Source organism: Marinobacter aromaticivorans, from assembly GCF_002806975.1.
Taxonomy (GTDB): domain Bacteria; phylum Pseudomonadota; class Gammaproteobacteria; order Pseudomonadales; family Oleiphilaceae; genus Marinobacter; species Marinobacter aromaticivorans.
The window spans coordinates 26616-48077 of sequence record NZ_NIHD01000009.1 but is presented as its reverse complement, the minus strand read 5'-3'; the positions used below and the strand labels follow the sequence as shown (position 1 = coordinate 48077).

The 21462-nt window shown below is 53.7% G+C and carries 19 protein-coding genes; 11 read left to right on the top strand and 8 right to left on the bottom strand.

The window, feature by feature from the left end:
* Window positions 1-209 precede the first annotated feature (209 nt).
* Genes CDH48_RS13585 through CDH48_RS13545 form a run of 9 tightly spaced genes read left to right on the top strand, consistent with a single transcriptional unit; the run spans window position 210 to window position 8726 of the window.
* The gene (locus tag CDH48_RS13585; RefSeq protein WP_100689287.1) at window positions 210-797 is read left to right on the top strand and encodes a D-sedoheptulose-7-phosphate isomerase; all 588 of its coding nucleotides are present in this window, start codon (window positions 210-212) and stop codon (window positions 795-797) included.
* Window positions 794-2239, top strand: a complete 1446-nt coding sequence (hldE, locus tag CDH48_RS13580) for a bifunctional D-glycero-beta-D-manno-heptose-7-phosphate kinase/D-glycero-beta-D-manno-heptose 1-phosphate adenylyltransferase HldE (protein ID WP_100689286.1) — start codon at window positions 794-796, stop codon at window positions 2237-2239. Before CDH48_RS13585 ends, hldE begins: the two co-directional genes overlap by 4 nt.
* Window position 2240: 1 nt before the next feature.
* Complete coding sequence (locus CDH48_RS13575) at window positions 2241-3284, top strand: glycosyltransferase family 9 protein (RefSeq protein WP_100689285.1); 1044 nt, start codon at window positions 2241-2243, stop codon at window positions 3282-3284.
* Window positions 3281-3829, top strand: coding sequence for a D-glycero-beta-D-manno-heptose 1,7-bisphosphate 7-phosphatase (gene gmhB, locus CDH48_RS13570; RefSeq protein WP_100689284.1), 549 nt, complete (start codon window positions 3281-3283; stop codon window positions 3827-3829). Before CDH48_RS13575 ends, gmhB begins: the two co-directional genes overlap by 4 nt.
* A 36-nt stretch (window positions 3830-3865) precedes the next feature.
* Window positions 3866-4249: an HAD hydrolase family protein gene (locus CDH48_RS13565; RefSeq protein ID WP_100689283.1), complete on the top strand. Its 384-nt coding sequence runs from the start codon at window positions 3866-3868 to the stop codon at window positions 4247-4249.
* Window positions 4240-5853, top strand: coding sequence for a phosphotransferase (locus CDH48_RS13560; RefSeq protein WP_100689282.1), 1614 nt, complete (start codon window positions 4240-4242; stop codon window positions 5851-5853). The genes CDH48_RS13565 and CDH48_RS13560 overlap by 10 nt, the downstream gene beginning before the upstream one ends.
* Window positions 5850-6593, top strand: coding sequence for a glycosyltransferase family 2 protein (locus CDH48_RS13555; protein ID WP_100689281.1), 744 nt, complete (start codon window positions 5850-5852; stop codon window positions 6591-6593). The genes CDH48_RS13560 and CDH48_RS13555 overlap by 4 nt, the downstream gene beginning before the upstream one ends.
* Window position 6594: 1 nt before the next feature.
* Entirely contained in the window at window positions 6595-7725 is a 1131-nt protein-coding gene (locus tag CDH48_RS13550) for a glycosyltransferase (protein ID WP_100689280.1), read from the top strand.
* A complete protein-coding gene (locus tag CDH48_RS13545) occupies window positions 7722-8726 on the top strand; it encodes a WavE lipopolysaccharide synthesis family protein (protein ID WP_100689279.1) in 1005 nt (334 codons plus the stop codon). The genes CDH48_RS13550 and CDH48_RS13545 overlap by 4 nt, the downstream gene beginning before the upstream one ends.
* A gap of 100 nt (window positions 8727-8826) precedes the next feature.
* Here CDH48_RS13545 and CDH48_RS13540 read toward each other — a convergent pair whose 3' ends face one another.
* From CDH48_RS13540 to glnE, 4 genes are all read right to left on the bottom strand, one after another.
* Window positions 8827-9975 carry an O-antigen ligase family protein gene (locus tag CDH48_RS13540; RefSeq protein WP_198515505.1) on the bottom strand — a complete coding sequence of 383 codons (1149 nt, stop codon included), beginning with the start codon at window positions 9973-9975 and terminating at the stop codon, window positions 8827-8829.
* A gap of 146 nt (window positions 9976-10121) precedes the next feature.
* Window positions 10122-10835 carry a 3-deoxy-D-manno-octulosonic acid kinase gene (locus CDH48_RS13535; protein ID WP_157807833.1) on the bottom strand — a complete coding sequence of 238 codons (714 nt, stop codon included), beginning with the start codon at window positions 10833-10835 and terminating at the stop codon, window positions 10122-10124.
* Window positions 10836-10945: 110 nt separating this feature from the next.
* Window positions 10946-11872: a branched-chain amino acid transaminase gene (locus CDH48_RS13530; protein WP_100689276.1), complete on the bottom strand. Its 927-nt coding sequence runs from the start codon at window positions 11870-11872 to the stop codon at window positions 10946-10948.
* A 91-nt stretch (window positions 11873-11963) separates the two neighbouring features.
* A complete protein-coding gene (gene glnE, locus CDH48_RS13525; protein WP_100689275.1) occupies window positions 11964-14867 on the bottom strand; it encodes a bifunctional [glutamate--ammonia ligase]-adenylyl-L-tyrosine phosphorylase/[glutamate--ammonia-ligase] adenylyltransferase in 2904 nt (967 codons plus the stop codon).
* 78 nt (window positions 14868-14945) lie between these two features.
* Here glnE and CDH48_RS13520 point away from each other — a divergent pair, with 78 nt between their 5' ends.
* Entirely contained in the window at window positions 14946-16115 is a 1170-nt protein-coding gene (locus CDH48_RS13520) for a potassium channel family protein (RefSeq protein ID WP_100689274.1), read from the top strand.
* A gap of 23 nt (window positions 16116-16138) precedes the next feature.
* A complete protein-coding gene (gene mgtE, locus CDH48_RS13515) occupies window positions 16139-17482 on the top strand; it encodes a magnesium transporter (RefSeq protein ID WP_100689273.1) in 1344 nt (447 codons plus the stop codon).
* Here mgtE and CDH48_RS13510 read toward each other — a convergent pair.
* From CDH48_RS13510 to pip, 4 genes are all read right to left on the bottom strand, one after another.
* Window positions 17471-18379: a CYTH domain-containing protein gene (locus CDH48_RS13510; protein ID WP_227521088.1), complete on the bottom strand. Its 909-nt coding sequence runs from the start codon at window positions 18377-18379 to the stop codon at window positions 17471-17473. The two genes, mgtE and CDH48_RS13510, sit on opposite strands and share 12 nt — an antisense overlap.
* 93 nt (window positions 18380-18472) lie before the next feature.
* Complete coding sequence (locus tag CDH48_RS13505) at window positions 18473-19462, bottom strand: porin (RefSeq protein ID WP_100689272.1); 990 nt, start codon at window positions 19460-19462, stop codon at window positions 18473-18475.
* Between the two features lie 384 nt (window positions 19463-19846).
* Window positions 19847-20293 (bottom strand): D-aminoacyl-tRNA deacylase, encoded by a 447-nt coding sequence (gene dtd, locus CDH48_RS13500; protein ID WP_100689271.1) that lies wholly within the window; start codon window positions 20291-20293, stop codon window positions 19847-19849.
* Between the two features lie 96 nt (window positions 20294-20389).
* Window positions 20390-21352, bottom strand: a complete 963-nt coding sequence (gene pip / locus CDH48_RS13495; protein WP_100689270.1) for a prolyl aminopeptidase — start codon at window positions 21350-21352, stop codon at window positions 20390-20392.
* Between the last annotated feature and the right edge of the window lie 110 nt (window positions 21353-21462).

Sequence of the window (21462 nt, the reverse complement as noted above, 5' to 3'; positions counted from 1 at the left end):
TGCGTAAATACTAACCTCTTTTGGCAATAGCTGAAACCGGACCGGCACGGTGCCGGGCCGTCACACCATGGGTTACTGCCAGCATTACCAAGTGCTTAGCCTTCGAAAAACCCTATACAGATGGCCAGCCGCCGCATGGTACACTTCACAATCATTTTCAAGCTCCGAATACGAGCATCCCGAATCATTTTGCAGAACCGGAGGCCCCCATGTCCCAGGAAAGCAGTTTTATCGCCGCACTGGAGCGGCACCGCACCACGTTTTCGGTTCTTGAAAATCATCTGGATGAGGCCGACAGACTGCTGAACATGACGCTCAAGGCTCTGAAAGCAGGCGGCAAGATAATTTTTATGGGTAATGGCGGCAGCGCTGCCGACTCTCAGCATCTGGCCGCCGAATTTATGGTTCGTTACAAGAAGGAGCGTGGCCCCCTTGCCTCCATTGCGCTGACTACAGACACCTCCATTCTTACCGCACACCCCAATGACTATGAGTTTGAGAGCGTTTTTGAGCGGCAGATACAGGGTCTGGCCCGGCCCCAGGATCTGGTGATTGGCCTGACCACTTCCGGGCAGAGTGAGAATATCAACCGTGCTCTCAAAGCTGCCAACGACCTCGGCGCCGCAACGGTTGCACTGACGGGGCGTGACGGCGGCAAGGTTAAAGACATTGCTGAACTTTCCATCATTATTCGCTGTGATGAGACCGCACGCATTCAGGAAGCTCACATGTTTATTGGCCACTGGCTTTGTGAAGCTCTGGACGATGCCGTCACCAGCGAGGGCCTGGCTCAATGATTGATCCGGCACAACTGGCCAACCTTCAGAGCGCGTCCGTACTGGTGGTCGGGGACGTTATGCTCGACCGCTACTTTATAGGTGACACCCACCGTATTTCGCCCGAGGCGCCGGTCCCTATCGTGCGCGTGGGCAGTGCCGAGGACCGCGCCGGCGGCGCTGCCAACGTAGCCCGAAACATTGCACACCTGGACGGCCAGGCAGCTCTTTTGGGCCTGGTAGGCAAAGACCAGGACGGCCAGCTTTTAAGCCAGTTGCTGATTAAAGAGCATGTGGAATCAGAACTGCTCACACTGGAGCATGCCAGAACCATTTCCAAGACCCGCATTATCTCTCGCCACCAGCAGATGATCCGGCTGGATATGGAGGATGTATTCAGCGAGTCCCACGCACGGGCTCTGGCAGACCGGTTTAACGCACTGGTCGCAAGCTACGACACGGTTGTCATCAGCGACTATGCCAAAGGCTCGCTGGCTTTTGTGCAGGAAATCATCCAGTGCGCAAAGAGTGCAGGCAAAACCGTACTGGTAGACCCCAAGAGCAGTGATTTTTCACGCTACCGGGGCGCTTCAGTTATTACACCTAACCTGTTGGAGTTCAGGGCCGCCGGGGGCGTGGACAGTAACGAAGACGTTATGCTTGCGTCAGCCCGTGAACTGTTGCGCACAGCCGGCATAGAAACCATGCTGCTCACCCGCAGCGAACAGGGCATGAGCCTGATAACGCCAACCGAACACCACCACTTCCCGGCACAGGTTCTGGAAGTGAGCGATGTAACCGGTGCGGGAGATACAGTTATTGCCACATTGGGCACCTTGTTGAGTGCGGGTTTCACATTGCACCAGGCGGCGTGGCTGGCCAATCTGGCGGCAGGCATAGTCGTTGCAAAACTGGGCGCAGCCACGGTTTCACCGGAAGAGCTCGCTGCCCGCGCAAGCCAGCAGCTGTCGTCGAAAACCAGTGGTTACTTCCCTACTACCGCCCAGAGTTTGCAGCATATCGATTATGCCCGCGCGCAGGGCGAGCGCATTGTATTTACCAACGGCTGTTTCGATATTCTTCACGCGGGCCATGTGCGTTATCTGGCCCAGGCCCGGGCACTGGGTGACAGGCTCGTGGTCGGGCTGAACAGTGATGCTTCGGTGAAAAGGCTCAAAGGCGATACCCGCCCGGTCAATCCGCTGGAAGACCGCCTCGAAGTGCTCGAAGCACTGGCCTGTGTTGACTGGGTCATTCCGTTCGGGGACGACGACTCCGATAGTGACACCCCGGAACAACTGATTCGCACAATAAAGCCTGACGTACTGGTGAAAGGCGGTGATTACACGGTCGACACGATTGTTGGAGCCGAGTTCGTTCAGCGCAACGGTGGCGAGGTAACCGTACTGCCATTGCTGCAAGGTCGCTCCACCAGTGGAATCATCAGCAAAGTACGGAGTTGATTTGGCCAGCATTAGCTCAATATGCATACTGCGGCTCTCTGCAATCGGAGACACCTGCAACGCCGTATCGGTGGTTCAGAGCATTCAGGGCAACTATCCGGATGCGCGCATAACCTGGATTATCGGTAAAACCGAAGCCGCGCTGTTGAACGGGTTACCGGGAATTGAACTGGTCGTCTTTGACAAGAACGCCGGGCTCTCTGCCTATCGAAAGCTCCGCCAGGATCTTGCCGGGCGCACTTTCGATGTACTCCTGCTCATGCAGCTGGCATTCCGGGCAAATGTTGCAAGCCTGTGCATTTCCGCAAAGCGGCGTATTGGCTATGACAAGGCCCGAAGCAAAGAGCTGCACAGTCTGTTTATCAATGAGCGTATAGCGCCGGCGACCAAGCCTCATGTGCTGGATACCTTCCGGCAGTTTCTGACCGCACTGGATATCCCCCTGACACCACCTCAATGGAACATTCCGGTGGCACCTGACGATGAACTCTGGGCGCGCGCGCAGCTCGACAGTGACTCCAAAAAACATGTGGTCCTGGTGCCTGCTGCCTCAGCGCAGGAACGAAACTGGCTGCCGGAACGCTATGCACAGGTCGTAAACCATGCCCACTCCAAAGGTTTTTCTGTGTACCTTTGTGGCGGGCCTGCACATCCGGAGGTGGAACTGGCTAACCGTGTGGCAAGCCTGTGCGACGCCCCTGTACACAACCTGGTTGGCAAATCATCACTCAAGCAGCTTTTTGCACTGATTAAAAACGTCAGCCTTGTTATTGCCCCGGATACCGGCCCCATTCATATGGCGGTTGCTGCCGGTACACCTGTCATCGGCCTGTATGCCCACAGCAACCCCGCGAGAACCGGGCCTTATGGCCAGCAGCAAAACACCATTGATGCGTACACACCGTTACTGCGAGAAAAACTCGGCAGCGATGCGCCAAATGCGCCCTGGGGCCGACGCCTGAAAGGTGATGACCTGATGAGCCACATCTCCGTGCAACAGGTGTGTGACATGTTTGACCGCCTGACCAGAGGGCAAGCGAAATGAGCCGTAAAGCTGTATTTCTGGACCGGGATGGTGTTATCAACGTGGATCATGGCTACGTATACCGGCCCGGAGAATTCGAGTTTATCGAGGGTGTTTTCGACGCCTGCAGGCACCTTCATGCTCTTGGCTACCTTCTTATTGTTGTTACCAATCAATCAGGTATTGCCCGTGGCAAATATACAGAACAGGATTTCCGGAAACTGACGGAGTGGATGAAAGATCGCTTTGCCCGCGAAGGCGCCCCCCTGACCCATGTATACCACTGCCCGCACCACCCCGATTACGGCAACGCTGATGAGCGCGATTGCTATTGCCGCAAACCCATGCCAGGAATGATTATCGCCGGCCTGAACGACTATGGGCTGACAGCGGAAGATTGCATCATGATCGGGGATAAACGCGCAGATATGGAAGCCGCATCCGCAGCAGGGATTGGTAAAAAAGTTCTGGTAATGTCAGGGCATGCCTTGTCGCCCGCAGACCTGGATACCGCAGATAGTGTCTGGCAGTCAATCCGGGAGGCCACACGGGCTATATGCCAGTGATATCAAAACTGATTTGCAAGCAGAGTTGGGTAAACCGTGAAAAAACTAGTTGTTGATCTTGATGGGACTATTACGCTTGGCAATACTTCAGATTACCGGGAGGTATCGCCTAATACCGAGGTAATTGAAACCCTCCGGCGCTATAAAGCAATGGGCTATGAGATCATAATCCAGACTGCCCGGAACATGCGCACCTACGAGGGCAACGTCGGGAAAATCAACATACATACTCTGCCGGTCATTACCGAATGGCTAACGAGGCATCAGGTGCCTTACGATGAAATCCACGTTGGCAAACCCTGGTGTGGTTTCGACGGTTTTTACGTTGACGACCGTGCCGTACGCCCATCGGAATTCACCCGGCTGTCACCGGAAGAAATTCAGCAACTGATTGAGCGCGAGAAACACTCATGTTCCTGATTATGTCGGCTGATTATGTAAGCCAGGAACTCCGCTCTGAATTCGGCGCATTACCCCCGAGCTTTTTACCTCTGGGTAACCGGCGCCTGTTTCAGCATCAGATCAAATGTGCGCCCCGGGGAGTCCCGACGTTCCTGTCTTTGCCAGAATCGTTCATGGTTGATGAGCACGACCAATCCTGGCTGGATCAGCACGGCATAACAGTGCTTTCCGTTCCGGATGGTCTCAGCCTCGGGGCGTCGCTCGTTGCTTCACTGAACCTGACCGAACAGCCACTGGACACCCCTCTGCAAGTGCTGTTCGGTGATACGCTTATCGACCCCGTGCCGGAGGGCACGGATATCATCGCTACCGCCAAAGTAGACGATAACTATGACTGGGCCGTGGTGACTGAAGACGACGATAACTGGCTGGTGAGCAGTAATGAAACGCCTGAACTTGAGAAATACAGCGTTGTAACAGGCTACTTCAACTTTAGCAGCCCCCGGTTACTGATCCGTTGCATCACCCAGTCCAACTGGAGCTTTCTGAATGGCCTGTCGCGCTACAACAAGGCACAGGGGCTGAAAACCGTTAATGTCGGCAACTGGCTTGACTTTGGTCACGCCAATACCTACTACCATTCCAAATCGACGTTCACCACCCAGCGTATTTTCAACGACCTGACCATTACACGGCGCTGGATTGAAAAATCGGGCTCCCACTGCGCAAAAATTGCCGGTGAAGCCCAGTGGTTCGAGAACCTTCCACCCATGATGCGGCAGTATACCCCGCAATTTCTCGGCGCCGACACCTCGGAGAAAGGCGAAGACTATCTGACCTATCGCCTGGAATACCTGCACCACACAGCGCTTAACGAGCTGTATGTATTTGCCGACCTGCCCCCGCTGATCTGGAAAAAAATCCTGCGCCAATGTGTGATTTTTCTCAAGGACTGCCAGAGATATCCAGCAGAGCGTGATAAGCCCTACTCATCTATCGAGGAACTCTTACAAAGCAAAACCCGCAGCAGGGTGACGACTTTTTGCGCAGAACGGGGCATATCGCCTGAAAAACCGTATGTGTATTCAGGCCCCGGGGCTCAGGAATGTCTCGAACTGACAATTACTGAGCTCATCCAAAAGAGCATCCCCTACTTGCCGGCGAAGGACCCCACGGCCACATTGATGCACGGTGATTTCTGCTTTAGCAACATACTCTACGACTTTCGCACCGACAGAATTAAAGTGATTGATCCCAGGGGCATCACCACTGATAACCAGTTCAGCATCTATGGCGATATCCGCTACGACATCGCCAAGCTCTCCCACTCGGTTCTGGGCCTGTACGACTGGATCATTGCCGGTACGCATGAGCTTGTGGTCACGGATAATCAGTTGCTGCTCAGCATCCCGCATTTTGAAAAGGTGGACTCGATCCAGCGACTGTTTCTCAAGCTGATTGAAAAGCACTTCGGCTTAACCGCTGCCGAAATGTACGCCATGCAGATCCATCTGTTTTTATCGATGCTGCCATTACACGCAGATCAACCGGCGAGGCAGGATGCACTTCTGGCGAACGCATTCAGGCTTTATACACTATTACTGGAAAGCACAGCTTCATGATAATCATTCCCATGGCGGGCCTCAGCTCGCGTTTTTTCGAAGCGGGGTATAACAAACCCAAATATATGCTTGAGGCTCATGATCGCACATTGTTTGAGCACTCAGTACGAAGCTTTGAGCGCTACTTTTCGAACGTTCCGTTCGTCTTCATTGTTCGGGATGTCTTTAACACCCCTGATTTTGTAAAAAACAGTGCCGAGGCGCTAGGTATAGCAAAGTTTCGAATCGTCATACTTGAGAATGAAACTCGAGGCCAGGCAGAGACCGTTTACCTGGCTCTGAAAAAGCTTAAAATTGAGAATGGACCGATAACAATATTCAATATCGATACCTTTCGCCCTGGTTTCGAGTTTCCGGAACCTTCTCTGATTGGCGATGGTTTTTTGGAAGTATTTGAAGGCAAGGGAAGCAACTGGTCTTTTGCACGTCCGATGAGCAGCGATTCCCAACGCGTTGCTGAAACCGCTGAGAAAAAGCCCATTTCAAACCTGTGCAGCGACGGGCTCTACCACTTCACACATGCGCTTGACTTTATCGAGAGCTTTGAGGAATACCAAAGCCGGCCCCGCAGCGAGTGGGCCAAAGGGGAATTATATATAGCTCCACTTTACAACTACCTGATAACCAATGGCCGTGAAATCTTTTATTCGTTAATACCTGACAGGGACATTATATTTTGTGGCACGCCGGATGAATATCGGCAGTTCCTTTCCAAGAGACCAGACACAAGCCGGAATTAATATGAGATTTGCTTTCGTTTTGGGCGGCTCTACCTATCAGCAGTCGCTTTACAGAGTCACTCACGATGTCGCCCAGGAAATTGAGAGACAGGGTCACTCTGTCGACTTTATTTTCTGGGAAAAGCCCGGAACTCTCGACAGCAATGACAAATACCTGAAAATTATCGGGCTTAATAAAGAGAGCAGATTCTCCAAACTGTTTTCAAAAATCTTTATCGCAATCCTCGGCAAACATTTCTATTATTACATATTCAGTTCTTTTTTTGTACGACAACTGCGGCGGCAGATAGGAATGGATAACTATGATGTCATCTTTTATCAGGGTCAAAGCTGCATACCCATGCACGCCTGCAGCAATAACCACTACATCGTGGTTCACAGCTGTAAATACGAGAACCTTATAAGCCGGTACACTGGCGTAAGAAAAAAATTTTACGGATGGTTATACAAAAAAATTTACAGCCACAAAAAACTGTTAACAGTGTCTGAAGACGTAAAGAAAGACATGCTAAATAAAGTGGGTGCTACGCCTGAAAGCATTGAAGTCATTCATAACGGCTTTGACTTTGACAGGCTGCGCCGGGAAATGCGCCAACCACCTCCTGAACAACTGCCCCAGTCCTATATCATGGCTGCAGGGCGACCGGACAGAACCAAGCGCTTTGACATTCTCCTGAAGGCATACGCCAAAACTCGGAGGCAGTATCCTCTGGTCATATTCGGGGAGGGAAAACGTCTGAGCGCTCTTAAACAACTAGCCAGGGAATTGGGTATATCTGGAGATGTCATCTTTGCCGGGTTTTGCGCAAACATATTGCCTGCATTTCACCATGCAAAGCTATACGTATCCAGCTCAGATGTTGAAGGCCTACCAACGGTGATTGTCGAAAGCATTACTGCGGGCACACCGGTAGTGGCTACCGATGCGGGAGGCTCCTACGAATTATTGCGTGGCGATCTCTGTCGCTGGATCGTTCCCAGGGGAAATGTGGATGCGCTTGCCAGCGCCATCGACGATATACTAGAGAACCCTCCCGCGGTAAGCTCGGAAAATATCGGGTTTCTCGACCACCGACGGGTTGCCAGGCGTTATATTGAGCTTGGTGAACGGCTGAAAGGAAATACACATTGAACCGCTTCAAAGATATAACCGTAGTGGTGCAAGGGCCCGTTCAGACCTTTCAGGATCGTCCACAAGAACCAGGCATCACTGAAAAGTGTCTTAAATCAATCCGTGAACATCTTCCCGGCAGTAAGATAATCTTATCAACCTGGGAGGGACAGGATCTTACCGGCCTTGATTTCGACGAACTGGTTATTTGTGCAGACCCAGGCCCAAACATTCGCTACTTCAAGCTCGATGGAAGCCCTCAGCGCTTCAATAATAACCGGCAAATTGTGTCTAGCCGTGAGGGGCTGAAAAAGGTTAAAACACCCTATGCAGTTAAGCTCCGTAGCGACAATTATCTTACGGGCAATCACTTTGTAAAGCTGCAATATGCTTACACCGAAAGATCTGAAAAACACAAGTACCTGCAACAACGAGTCGTCGTTAGTAATGTTTTCACAAGGAAATACGCAAAAGGTTATCCCGTAGCCTATCATCTGAGTGACTTTTTCTATTTTGGCTTAACTGAAGATCTGCTCTCTATCTGGGATTTGCCTCTTTATAAAAATGCCACAAATCCCGAGCAACAGAATGAGGCCTCTGTGAAAGGTGATTTTCCTATTGATTGCACACAAATGTTCTGGCTATCCGCTTTACAAAAATTCAATCCATCAATTGCCATCAAGGGGCTGCTGGATACCTCCAACGGGGCGCTAGTCAACTCAGATATTTGCTTTGCCAACAACCTTGTCATCGCATCGCCAGAACAGCTAGGGCTTGGTCTTTGCCAGAAATTTCTGGGCGAAGCCCGAATTTCGAGAACCAAAGGGCAATGTGCCCAGTGGCAGCATACTGAATGGATTAACGCCTATAAAAAGCACTGCACAGCCAACAGTAAGATTAATCGTATTCAGCTCTCACTGATTAAACTTTGGCTGACGCGAATGTGGCACGTTTTCCCCACACGCATTGAAACCCGACTAAAATTACTCAAGTGGAAGCGGAAATTCAGGAAATTGATATGACACCCGCACTTACCAGGCTCAATCCTGAGCACTCTCGTGCTACACAGGCTTTGGCCGCTGCATCAATCTTTGGCAACATTTTTATGCGGAGCCTTGGCACTTATAGCCCCATCCTCTTGTCGTCTTGATTGCTGCTGACGGAGCCAAGAATAAAACAAAGGCCAAAGAACAGAAATATTGTATGGGTGTGGAGTAAGGGAACATCGGTGAGCGACGCTCCTGCATAGAGCAACACCACCGACAGCCCACCGTACCTTTGCCAGGCAGTGCAAGGAGCCAGATAAAACATCCTGGCTGCCGCAACCAGAAGTAATACCAGAGCCAGCCCGCCAATCAGGCCCTTTTTTACCGTGGTGTCTATGAACTGATTGTGGAAGTGATTGGCTTCGAACCGGTAAAGACTTTCTTTCAGGTTACCGGTGCGGTGAAGCTCCTCCAGAGCACCGCGGTAGCCGTCACCGTGTCCCATCACAGGTTTACGGGCAATGAGCTCACCAGAGGCCACCCATAGCTGCAGACGAACGCCAAAAGAACCGTCGTAGTTATCTTGGGAAAGCGCTTCGTACTCGTGAACAGTCTGGTTCAGGCGATCCGTCAGAAGCGTTTTTCCTGCAACCATTGCGGCACTCGCCAATACAGCGATAACGATCAGGGATTTCAGGAACCGGTGACGCTCGTTCCGCATCAAGAGCGCAAGAAACAGCACGGCACTGATCACAAAAACGGGCCCGACAACTCCGCGGGTTTTGGTCATCAACAAAGCCGCAACCAGAGCCACAAACATCACCCCGAATATAGCCCGCTGCAATATGTTATTCCTGGCAAACAGCAACCTGGCAAGAAGCACCAACACAACTGCACCCACCGCCGTGGAATATGGTATGGGATTGATAAACCCGCCTACCCGACCGCCTGCCTGACTGTATTGGTAGAATGTCAGTGTAATGAAGCCAGCGGCACAGATCAGAAGAAGGGCCTTGAAGAACGCACTGCTGAACCGGACACCGCGAAAAAAGGAAATATAAACAGCCATCACCAGCAACGCCCTGAGCTCTGACCAACTCCCATCGTTAAGCAGATAGCTTGGTGCACTGACAAAAACGAACGTCCAGGTTGCCAATAAAAACTGCCACTGCTTGCGCTTCAGGTCCTGGTCCCGCTCCGGCAACCTCCAAAAGACACCGTAGATCAATATTGCGCCACCCACGATACCCGGGACATATTTTGCCCCATCAGGAATCCACCACATAAGGCTCAGTATGTAGACGAGTGGCACAGCCGCAACAGCCGTACCTGCGCCAGCGGCAAACCTGGCCCTGGATTGGCAAATCATGAGGAGCCCCTTCTTGTCAGAGGGTTGATAAAAATCATTTGCGAGTGCATGTACTGGTCGGTTTAATCTGCTCGATAACCCTCAAGCAGGCTTTGCCACCTGGCAGGAATATCTTCAGACGAGTCGGGCGTGCAGATTTTGTCAATTGATCTTTTCAGGCGTTCAAGATTCTTTGTCTTCCAGGTGGCATTTTGTGGTGAGGATTGGTAACGCCGGCACTTATCGAAATCAATGAGATAAATGTCATCGTCACCAATAAGAATGTTGAAACAGTTTAAGTCGGAGTGGTAAACACCGTGGTTATGAAAACTGCGGACTACGGAGCCGATTTTTCTTAACTCCGAAGCTGTGAGGTCGAAAAAACGATCCCCCATCGTGGTAACACCGGGGATTCGTTTGATCAGAATAGACGCTCTGTAAGACAGACCAACCTGAATACAGGACGCCGCGATAGGCTCTGGCACGGGGAGCCCTTCGCGAGTAAGGTCCTCCAGCAGCCGGAGTTCATTAAATGAGCGCACGCGGCTGGTGCCAACGAAAAGAAACCGATCTGCATTCAACCGTGACATTGCCCCACCCCGTAAATAGTGGCGCAACACCCAACTGCGACCATCGTCGCTGATAAGCCAAGCGCTGCCTCTGCCTCCACTTGTTACGGGCTCTATTGAAGCACCCCAGAACGAGGCCGAAAACCAGCACGGACTGAAATGCGGAAGATAGTCCTCACACACAAGGTATTGCGACCCGGGATTCTGGCCTTGAACAACTCCTGCCACACCACCTCCAATTTGCGTGGAGTAATTAACAACACCCTGCGAAATTCAACCTATCAGAACTCTGACTCTTCCGGTAAAGGGCTCCCGCGCCAGCTATTTCGGGGATATTTTTACTTGCTGATGTGCGTCAACCAATCCCCATGCTGCGGCAACTTCCCCTTAACCGCATCAAAATACATGGCTTGCAACTTCTCGGTTACCGGCCCCCGCTTGCCGGCGCCGATAGCACGGCCATCCAGCTCGCGAATGGGCAGCACTTCGGCGGCGGTGCCGGTAAAGAATGCCTCATCTGCCACATAGACCTCATCGCGGGTAATACGGCGTTCTTTGACGGGAATGTTCAGCTCTGCCGCAAAATCCAGAATGGTCTGGCGGGTAATGCCTTCCAGGCAGGATGTCAGCTCAGGTGTATGCAGAACCCCGTTCCGCATAATGAAGATGTTTTCGCCAGAGCCTTCAGCCACATAACCTTCGTTATCCAGCAACAGGGCTTCCTCACATCCACTGGCGATGGCTTCGTTCAGCGCCAGCATGGAGTTGATGTAATTGCCGTTTGCCTTGGCTTTGCACATGGTGATATTCACATGGTGGCGCGTGTACGAGGAGGTACGCACCTTGATGCCGATTTCCTTGGCTTCCGGCGCCATGTAGGAAGGCCAGCTCCAGGCGGCAACCATCACGTGAACTTTCAGGTTATCTGCACGCAGCCCCATTCCTTCGGAACCCAGGAAGGCCATCGGGCGTAGATAAGCTTCGTCCAGGTTATTCTCACGAACCGCCGCACACTGGGCGTCATTCAGTTCCTCTTTGCTGAACGGCATTTTCATATTCAGGATGTGGGCAGAGCGGAACAGGCGGTCCGTATGGTCTTGCAGGCGAAAAATAGCCGGGCCGTTCGCAGTACTGTAGGCGCGCACCCCTTCAAAACAGCCGAGGCCGTAGTGCAGGGTATGGGTCAGAACGTGGGTTTTGGCCTCGCGCCAGGGAACCATTTCACCATCCAGCCAGATAACGCCATCGCGATCAGCCATCGACATGCTTCGTTGCTCCTAAAAAAACCGGTTTTGGGGGTCTCATATTCCGTCTCGCATTCTAGCAGGAAATTTTGATGTGACGACACCCGGCGCACTAGCCGGACATGATTTTCTGCCAGACCGACCAGATGTACTTTCGTTCCTCAACAAATGCGTCAGCCGCAACCTGGCTGTTGAGGTTCTGCAGTGCCCGGCGATGGATGCTCGAGCGCAATGCGATGTAGGCTTCCCTCAGTTTCTCCGCATCTTCCACAGGCAGTACCCCGGCCCTGCCGAGTTCTTCCATCTGGCGGATATTATCGGACCACTTTGTGAGTTCCGGGTACGCGTTACTCCAGGCCAGCATCAGGTACTGCACCATGAATTCCATATCCACGATACCGCCGGTGTCATGCTTGATGTGGAAAACCTCGTCTTTGCGACTTTCCGTTGTACCAAGATTTGCCCGCATTTTTTCACGCATTTCCAGCACGTCCTGGCGCAGTTTTTCCCTGTCGCGGCTCTGGCACAGGATGTCATGACGGACGGCTTCAAACGCCGCCAGAGTGTCGCGTGAACCTGCCACACCCCGGGCCCGGGCCAGAGCCTGGTGCTCCCAGGTCCAGGCATCGTTAAGCTGGTATTTCCGAAACGCCTGCAGCGTGCTTACCAGTAACCCTGAATTACCGGATGGCCGCAATCGCATATCCACTTCATACAACTGCCCCGAAGGCGTCTGGGCATTAAGGATATGCACAATGCGTTGCCCCAGGCGGGTGTAGAAAACCGCGTTATCAATCGGTTTGTCACCATCGGTGACCAGCTCCGGGTCCGCACCATGAACAAACACCAGGTCGAGATCCGAAGTGTAGCCAAGCTCGATTCCTCCCAGTTTTCCATAACCGATAATGGCGAAATCCGTCTCGTTGGCAGCACCGTCTGCGCGCCCGGGGTAACCATGCCGCGCCACCAGATTGGCAAATGCCACGTCGATAACGTGATCAAGGACCACTTCGGCAATCCAGGTCAGGTAATCGCTCACTTTCATCAGCGGCAGGGTTCCCTTCAATTCGGAAGCCGCCACCCGCAGCGTATGTGCCTTTTTGAAGTGACGCAGAAACTCCATCTGGTTTTCCAGATCATCATAGGAAATCCGGAGCATCTGCTGTCGCAAATCATCCTGGAGCTCGTCCTTTGCAGGTGGATGGTAAAGACTCTCGGCATTCAGCAATTCATCCAGCAGCAGCGGCGTTTCAGCCAGTTGCCGGGCAATCCAGGGGCTTTCACTGCACAGGCTTACCAGTTGGGTCCGGGCACCGGGGTTTTCCAGCAACAGCAGCATGTACGCAGTTCGGCGCAAAATCGCTTCAACCAGTTGCAACACGCGGGACAGGGTTTCGGATGGCTTCTCCACCTCGGTCAGTGCTTGCAGCAGCACCGGCATGAACTGGTTCAGCCGTTTACGCCCCTGGGTCTGCATGGTCTGAACGGTACGGCTGTCACGCAGGCTGGCCAACAGGGCCAGGCTGCCTGCAGGGTCTTCGTAGCCATGCTTCTCCAGCCACTGCGTATCCGAAACTTCGTCAACCTCCGCCAGCCACAGTTCGAACCAGCCCTCATCCAGAGACGACTGCCCGTTCTCTTCATCTTCTTCCGTGGCAATGATGTTGGCAAAGTGCGTTGCCACCTTTTCACGATGTTGCTCAAGTACTGCATGGCAGGCCTGCCAGTCCTCAAAGCCCATAATCAGGGCAACGCGCGCCCGGGAGAGTTCGTCCTCGGGTAACAGCTGGGTCTGCTTGTCTTCCATGCCTTGCAGCGCGTGCTCGAGGTTGCGCAGAAAGACATAAGCCTCGCGGAGTTCATTGACCACCTTCGATGGCAGTAGCTCAAGTGCCTCCAGCTCATTCAGAATCACCAACAACTCGCGCTGCTGCAGCTCTCTGTCGCGACCCCCACGGATAAGCTGGAATGCCTGAACCACGAACTCGATTTCCCGGATGCCGCCGGATCCCAGCTTGATGTTGTTCTCAAGCCCCTGCCTGCGCACTTCGCGGCTGATCATTGCCTTCATGCTGCGCAACGACTCGAAGGCACTGAAATCAATGTATCTGCGATACACAAACGGCCTCAGGTTTTCCATCAGCACCTGGCCGGCCTTGCGATCGCCTGCCACCACCCGTGACTTGACCATGGCATAGCGCTCCCAGTCCCGGCCCTGGTCCTGGTAGTAGGTCTCAAGTGCGGCAAAGCTCAGGGCAAGGGCGCCACTTTGCCCGTATGGGCGCAGGCGCATATCAACACGAAACACGAAGCCATCGGCAGTGATCTGGTCCAGGGCCTGGATCAGGCGCTGCCCCAACCGGATAAAAAACTGCTGGTTATCCAGTGAACGGTGGCCTCCCCGGGTTTCACCTTTGGAGGGAAAAGCGAAAATCAGATCGATATCCGATGAAACGTTCAGCTCACACCCACCCAGTTTGCCCATGCCGATCACAATCAACGACTGCGGCGCCTCCGAACCCGACACCGGGTCCACTCCCCAGGGCGTGCCGTACTGCTCGCAGGCGGTTTCATGCAGCCAATCCAGCGCCCCCTGGATGCATACTTCAGCAAACGTACTGGTCGCTGCCATGGTTTCATGAAGGTCGGCCCAGCGCATCAGATCCCGCCAGATAATTCGAAACTGCGTTTCCCGGCGGAACTGCCGCAAAGCTGAATGCAGGCCCGGCTCATCGGCCACTTCACACAGATATTCGTTCCAGCGTTCCTGAAGATATTCCGGGGTAGTCGGTTCACCCAGCATCCGGGATTCCAGCAGGGCTTGCACCTGCTCCGGGTGCCGCTCAAGGGTCTGGCGCAGAAACAGGCTGCGGGCCATGGCCCGGGCAATAATTTCAGCCGAGAGACCTGTATCGTCCAGCAGCCAGCCTGGCAAACCTTCCGGGAAAACCGATTCCCAACTGGCAGCTACGTCGTCTGCCAACGGCGACGGAAGGCAACTCCATGGCTCGGACATAATGCAAACCCCTGTCTCTCTGTTATATTTCCGTTACTGTATAACGAACTTACCCGAGACTGAACAGGCCGACGCCGGATGCTGAGAAACCGCTTTCCCCTTAATGCAGAGCATGAGAAAAGCCAGATCCCCATGGGTGGGCTCATTCGCAAGCGGGTAAAGCGCCTGTTCGTAATTCTCCTGGCCTTGCTGACTGCCCAGATACTGATTATCTGGGCGGTTGAAGACCTGACTCTGTTCGAGTCTCTGTGGATGTCTATGACCACCATCGCCACGGTAGGCTACGGTGACTTCGCCCCCGTCACCTACATCGGCCGGATCAGCACCATTTTGCTGATGTTCGTGGGAGCCATTACTTTGCTGACCCTGATTGTCAGTGATTTTATCGAGTACCGGTTCTACCGCCGGGAACGCATTATCACCGGACGCTGGATATACAAAATGAACAACCATATTGTCATTATCAACACGCCCCAGCACGGCGGCGTGACCTACTTTATGCGCTTTGCAACGCAGATCCGCGCAGTGGAGGGTTACGAAACCATTCCGATCATGCTGCTTACCAGGGAATTTCCCAGCGGCCTGCCGGCGGAATTATCCGATCTCGGTATCGTGCACTTCCACGGGTCGGGATTCGATCCTGCGGCGCTCACGGCAGTGCATGCTGGCAGCGCCAGGCATATTGTCGTACTGGCCAGTGACGAATCTGACCCCCACTCAGACAGCCTCACCTTCGACATATCCCACCGCCTTAGCGAACTTAATCTGGGCCAGAAAACCACAGTGGAGTGCGTTACCGACGCAAACCGCAGCCGCTTCAAGGAGCTTGGCGTGCGTGCGGTCATACGCCCGGTTCGCACCTACCCTGAGATCATGGTGCGTTCGGTGGTTGCACCTGGCTCGGAAAAAGTGCTGGAAGACATGTTCAATTACGAGCAGGACCACCCTCACCGCTACGATCTGGAGCTTGACGACCTCAACTGGGCTGACATAGTAAGCGCCCTGATCCGCCATGGCATTGGCACTGCGCTGGCCTACATCGACCATAACGACGAAGTTATCTGCCATCCGCCGGTAACCCACGAGATTGAAGGCAAAGGCCTCATTGTTCTGGTCAAGTCAAGCGAAACGCCGGATCTTTCGGTGGTGCAGGATGCCCTGGAACGGTATCGCGTTTTCCTCGAGAAATGGCGAAACCTTCAGGAAGATGCGACCATAGCGGATTCTTCAGCCTCCACTGCTCACTGAACAGTCTCCACCGGGCATTGTTTATGGATTCCGTAACCTACCAGCCGCTGGTGGATGCCCTTGCATCCGGCCAGCCCCAATCCGTTGTTGATGCAGCCAACCTGTTTAATGCCGCCGATCTTGCCGGGTTTATCGAACAGAATCTCGATGCCGAAACAGGAGAGACCCTGTACCGGAGCCTGCCTCTTGCCCTGCGGGCGAAGGTGCTGGGCTACACCAGTCAGGACACGCAACTGCTCCTGACACAGGCAACACCACTGGATGAGCTCGCGCTGCTGGTCGCCCAAATGCCATCCGATGACCGGGCCGACTTCTATAGCCTGCTGGATGAATCCCGCCAGCAACAACTCATCAAGACACTTGACGACGAAGACCGCAAAGACCTGACCGCGCTTCTGGCCTACCCCGAAGGCACGGCTGGCGCACTGATGAGCACCGACTACGCGGTGTTTGAATCCGGCATCACGGCAAGCGAAGCGATTGAGATTCTGCGCAAAACAGCCGAAAACAAGGAAACCATCTACCAGTCGTATGTGATTGACGAGAATAGGGTGTTGATTGGTGTGGTATCCCTGCGCCGCCTGATTGTCGCCAAACCAGACACGGTTATTGATTCCCTGCTGGCCACAGGCCTGGTATCCACCCATACCGACACGCCCCAGGATGACGTTGCCCGGCTGATTGCCAAATATGACCTTCTGGCGCTTCCCGTGCTGGACGAACAAAACCGGTTGGCGGGTATTATCACCTACGACGACGCCATGGACGTGATTGAGGCAGAGGCAACAGAGGATATCCACAAGGGCGGCACGGTCAGCAACCTTGACACCGGGATTACCACCGCTTCTCCGTTCTCGCTGTACCGCTCCCGTATTCAGTGGTTGGTGATTCTGGTGTTCGCCAACATTTTTACCGGCGCTGGCATAGCGCATTTTGAGGACATTATCGGCGCCCACCTGGCCCTGCTGTTTTTCATGCCGCTTCTGGTTGCCAGCGCCGGCAACGCGGGTGCCCAGTCTGCCACGCTGGTTGTGCGCGGCATTGCCACGGGCGATGTGGTAAACCGCGATTGGCTGCGGCTGTTCAGCAAAGAGCTGCTGGTCGCAACAGCCCTTGGCCTGACCATGGCCCTGACTGTGTGGACTGTCGGCATGTTCCGTACAGAGATAGCCATAGCCACAACCGTGGCCATAACCATGATCGCAGTTGTGCTTGCCGGCGGGCTTATAGGCATCTTGCTGCCACTGCTGCTCAACAGGCTGGGCATTGACCCGGCAGCTGCAAGCATTCCACTTATTACAACCATTGCCGATGTAAGCGGCGTGTTGATTTACTTCAGCATCGCCAAGACCATTTTAGGCGCTTAGGGAAAGGCCGGCCCGGTATGCCAGTAAGCCAAGCTGGCACTGACCGAGTTCCGGTTTGCCCAGCAGCGCTTGCACCGGCTGCCTTTCCGCCAGGGCGTCAATTACTTCGGCAAAGGCCTGGCCTAACCCATAAGCTTCCGCCTGGGCAGCGAGTACCTGAATATCCAGCCCCTCAAGCGACACACGCCCCTGCTCCAGCCAGGCGTTGCTAAGCCGCTTTAAAAAACGATCAAGGTCATCCTCTCCGTTGGCTTTCGTACCGGTATTTTCAGCAGCCGTGAGCTCTGAAACGGCAAGCCCCGCAAGTTGATACCCCTGTTCCGCCTTGCTGACCAGGTTCAGAAACACCGGGCACGCCCGGGCAAGCCTTTGAGCCCAGACAAGCAAGCGTTTCGGATCACCGGATACCAGCTCGAATTCAACTTCGTGAAGCGGTTTTTGCTGACCGCCCGCGGCAATAAACCCATCGTCCAGAGCACATTCAATCACCGCTTCACCATCGTCCAGCATGATGACCTGGCGCGTGAAATTGGTTTCGAAAACCGATGTAAGGCGGGCCAGGTTTACGCGTTCTCCCAATGGTGTATCCGCCAGCAAACCCGGCGATAGCGTAGGCCCTGTAACTGGCCACTCCCATTCCTGCCGACGGTGGGCTCCATCCACGAAATCACCACGGGTTTTAAGTGTCTGTATGTACTGATCACCCGCCTGACGAACACGCAGGGCCGCGTGCTGTTGATTGAGCTCTGCCCCTGGCGTGTCGTAGTAGCAGTTTATAAGAGATTTCGTGCTCCCTTCTTCAGCTTCTGGCTGAGCTGACAGCCAGCTGTGAGCTTGCACCAGAATGTCGGGCTCAAGACTGAGTTTTATTTCCAGCTCTTCCGCCATGCTTGCCATACCTGTAAATTCCGGAATCCAAAAATGCAAAAACCGGCGACCCTGAGGCCACCGGTTTTCAATACTAAACTAACTGACTAGCTGGTTAGCTGATCAGAAGTAGTAGACAGCGCCAACTGCTGCGATGGAACGCTCGTCACCTGACTTGCCTTCCAGCTTGTACTCAGTCGCCTTGTCCGCATTGGACAGATAGCCTTCAACGTAGACGTACATGTTGTCAGACAGGTTGTGCAGGGCCTGCAGCGCAACGGTATCGTCTTTGTCGCCAGAAACGTCGTTGTCACGCAGCTGGTAAGACAGAGCGAACTGGTTTGCGCCCAGGGTATATACACCCATCACACCAAACACATCAGCTACATCTTTGCGGGTCTCGAAAGAAGCCGTCAGACGCAGGTCGTCCAGGTTATAGCTGGCACGCATACCGTAGGTGTTTTCGTTGTTCTTCGGAGTTCTCAGAGCATTGTCTGAATACTTGGTAGAACCGTCGTTGGAGTCCATGGCGAACGCCAGCTCCAGCGCATCAACCTCGTACATTGCCGCCAACTGGTACGGGTAGGACTTGCCACCCGGTGTGGAGTCACCGTTCACCTGAACCGCCGCACCCAGCCTCAGGCCACCGAAGGATGGAGACAGGTACTGAATCAGATCGCCTTCACCGGTGTCGTAGTTGCCACCAATGTTGGAGCCCACTTCATAAAAGTTGTAGATCTCGTCAATGGCTTCTTCGTACATGGAATCGTCGGAACCAACCCACACCTGGCCAAACGCGTCGCCTCTCACACCAATGTAGGCCTCGTCCAGACCGTCGATACCACTGCTATCGGCTTTATTATTGGCGTTGATGCCTTCCAGCTCCAGTTTCAGGAAGCCGGTAATGCCCGGAGCGATTTCATGATCGTGCTTTACACCCAAAGTGGTGCCGTTGTCAGCGTGATCTACAACAGAGCCCGCACCATCTACGTTGGTGTGTGTAAGCACATACTGAATATTACCGTAAACCGTTGGCAGGTTGCTTTCCTGAGCCAGCGCGGTGCCAGAAATAGTGGCCGCAGCGATTGCGGATGCAATGAGTGTCTTTTTCATGTTGTATGTCCTTTTGCGAGTTATGTCAGGTTTTAACAGCGGGTAAACCCCGATTTCTAAAAGGTGCCCCAGACTGGCTGAATGGCTCCAATCTTGGGATCACTGCATGTCAACTCTGTGACATGACAGTAATTTTTATTGTTATTGAGACCTGCACTTAGTCAGATCATTGTAGTTCAGTTACTTACAGAGTTCTTTTAAAGCACTACCTGATGATCCTGTTGTAATACAACAAAGCATATTTTGCAAATGTTTAATGTCTCATTTTTAACCTGCCTGGCGCTAGAGGCACAAACCCCTACTCACCCGCACACACGGCCTGTTGTGCGCCAAAGCCCGCCACAGAAGAGTCGGAGCCTGCACTCACAGGGCTCAAACAGAAACTCAGCGGGTTGAGAGCATAAAGGTTACGGGTCCGTCATTAATCAGGCTCACCTTCATATGGGCACCGAAACACCCCTCTGCCACCCTCTCAGCCCCAAGGCTCGCGCGGGCCAGATCCAGAAAATACGAGTACAGGCCTTCGGCCACTTCCGGCGTTGCGGCACGTGAGAAACCCGGGCGCGTGCCAGAGGAGGTATCAGCAGCAAGTGTAAACTGGGGCACAACAAGCAGGGCTCCGCCCACGTCGAGCAGGCTAAGGTTCATGCGCCCGGCTTTATCAGGAAATATGCGGTACGTGAGAATTTTCCGGCACAGTTCCTTTGCCTCGCTTTGACCATCTCCCTGTTCTACACCCAGCAACAAAAGAATGCCGGCATCGATACGTGAAATCTCGCGTTCCTTCACCTCAACGCCTGCTCTTGACACCCGCTGGACAAGCCCTTTCATCTGGTTTGCGGCCTATTCCTGCCAAATGAGAATTAAAATCAGGCAAGAGTGTATCCATGCTCTCAGGTTCCCGCAACCCCACCCCGGCAAACAGTATCAGCCTGCATTCTTCTCCACTTTTGCAACCACCTCATCAACACCCCGTATAAGCGCATCCACAATCGCGGGTTCAGAGGCGGAATGCCCGGCTTCACGAATAATGCGTAAATCTGCCTGCGGCCAGGCTCTGGCAAGAGCCAGCGCATTGTCCAGGGGGCAAACCATGTCGTAACGCCCATGGACAATAACTCCCGGTATATCCCGCAGTTTGTGGGCGTTTCTTACAATCTGGTCTTCTTCAAGAAACGCGGAGTTCATAAAGTAGTGGCACTCGATTCGCGCCAGCGCAATGGCTACATGAGGATGACCGAAATGCTCGACAACCGCCGGGTTCGGATGCAGCGTGGCACAACGCCCTTCCCATATTGACCAGGCTTTTGCAGCCTGGATCTGTTCCAGTTCGTTGCTGCTGGTCAACCGGCGATAATAGGCGCTCACCATATCGCTCTGTTCACTCTCTGGTATCTGCGCCTTGTAGTCCTGCCAGTAATCCGGGAATACGCGGCTTGCGCCCTCCTGGTAAAACCAGGAAATATCCTGCGGGCGACACAGAAAAATTCCGCGCAGCACCAGCCCCAGCACGCGCTCGGTATGGGTCTGGGCGTACACCAGGCTAAGTGTCGAGCCCCAGCTTCCACCGAACAGCAACCACCGGTCAACGCCCAGAAACCGGCGTATGGTCTCCATATCCTGAACCAGCTTGTCAGTGCTGTTGCCTGCAAGCTCGGCCAAGGGTGTTGAGCGCCCGGCGCCACGCTGATCCATCAGGATGATGCGAAAGCGTTCCGCATCAAAGAAGCGACGATGGTAATCCTCACACCCTCCCCCGGGGCCGCCGTGCACAAAAAGTACAGGTATCCCGTCCGGATTGCCGCTTTCTTCAATATACAACTCGTGGGGCGCTTCGACTGCCAGCCGATGTTTGGCGTAGGGTTTGATATCCGGGTAAAGGGTCAGCATGGGCCGCTCCGTTGGTCAGGCAGAATTCAGGCCTATTGTAGCGGAGTTAGTCAGGCCCCGCGGTTCATTTACCAAAAGCAGGGCAAAAAAAAGACCGGGGCTGTCGCCAG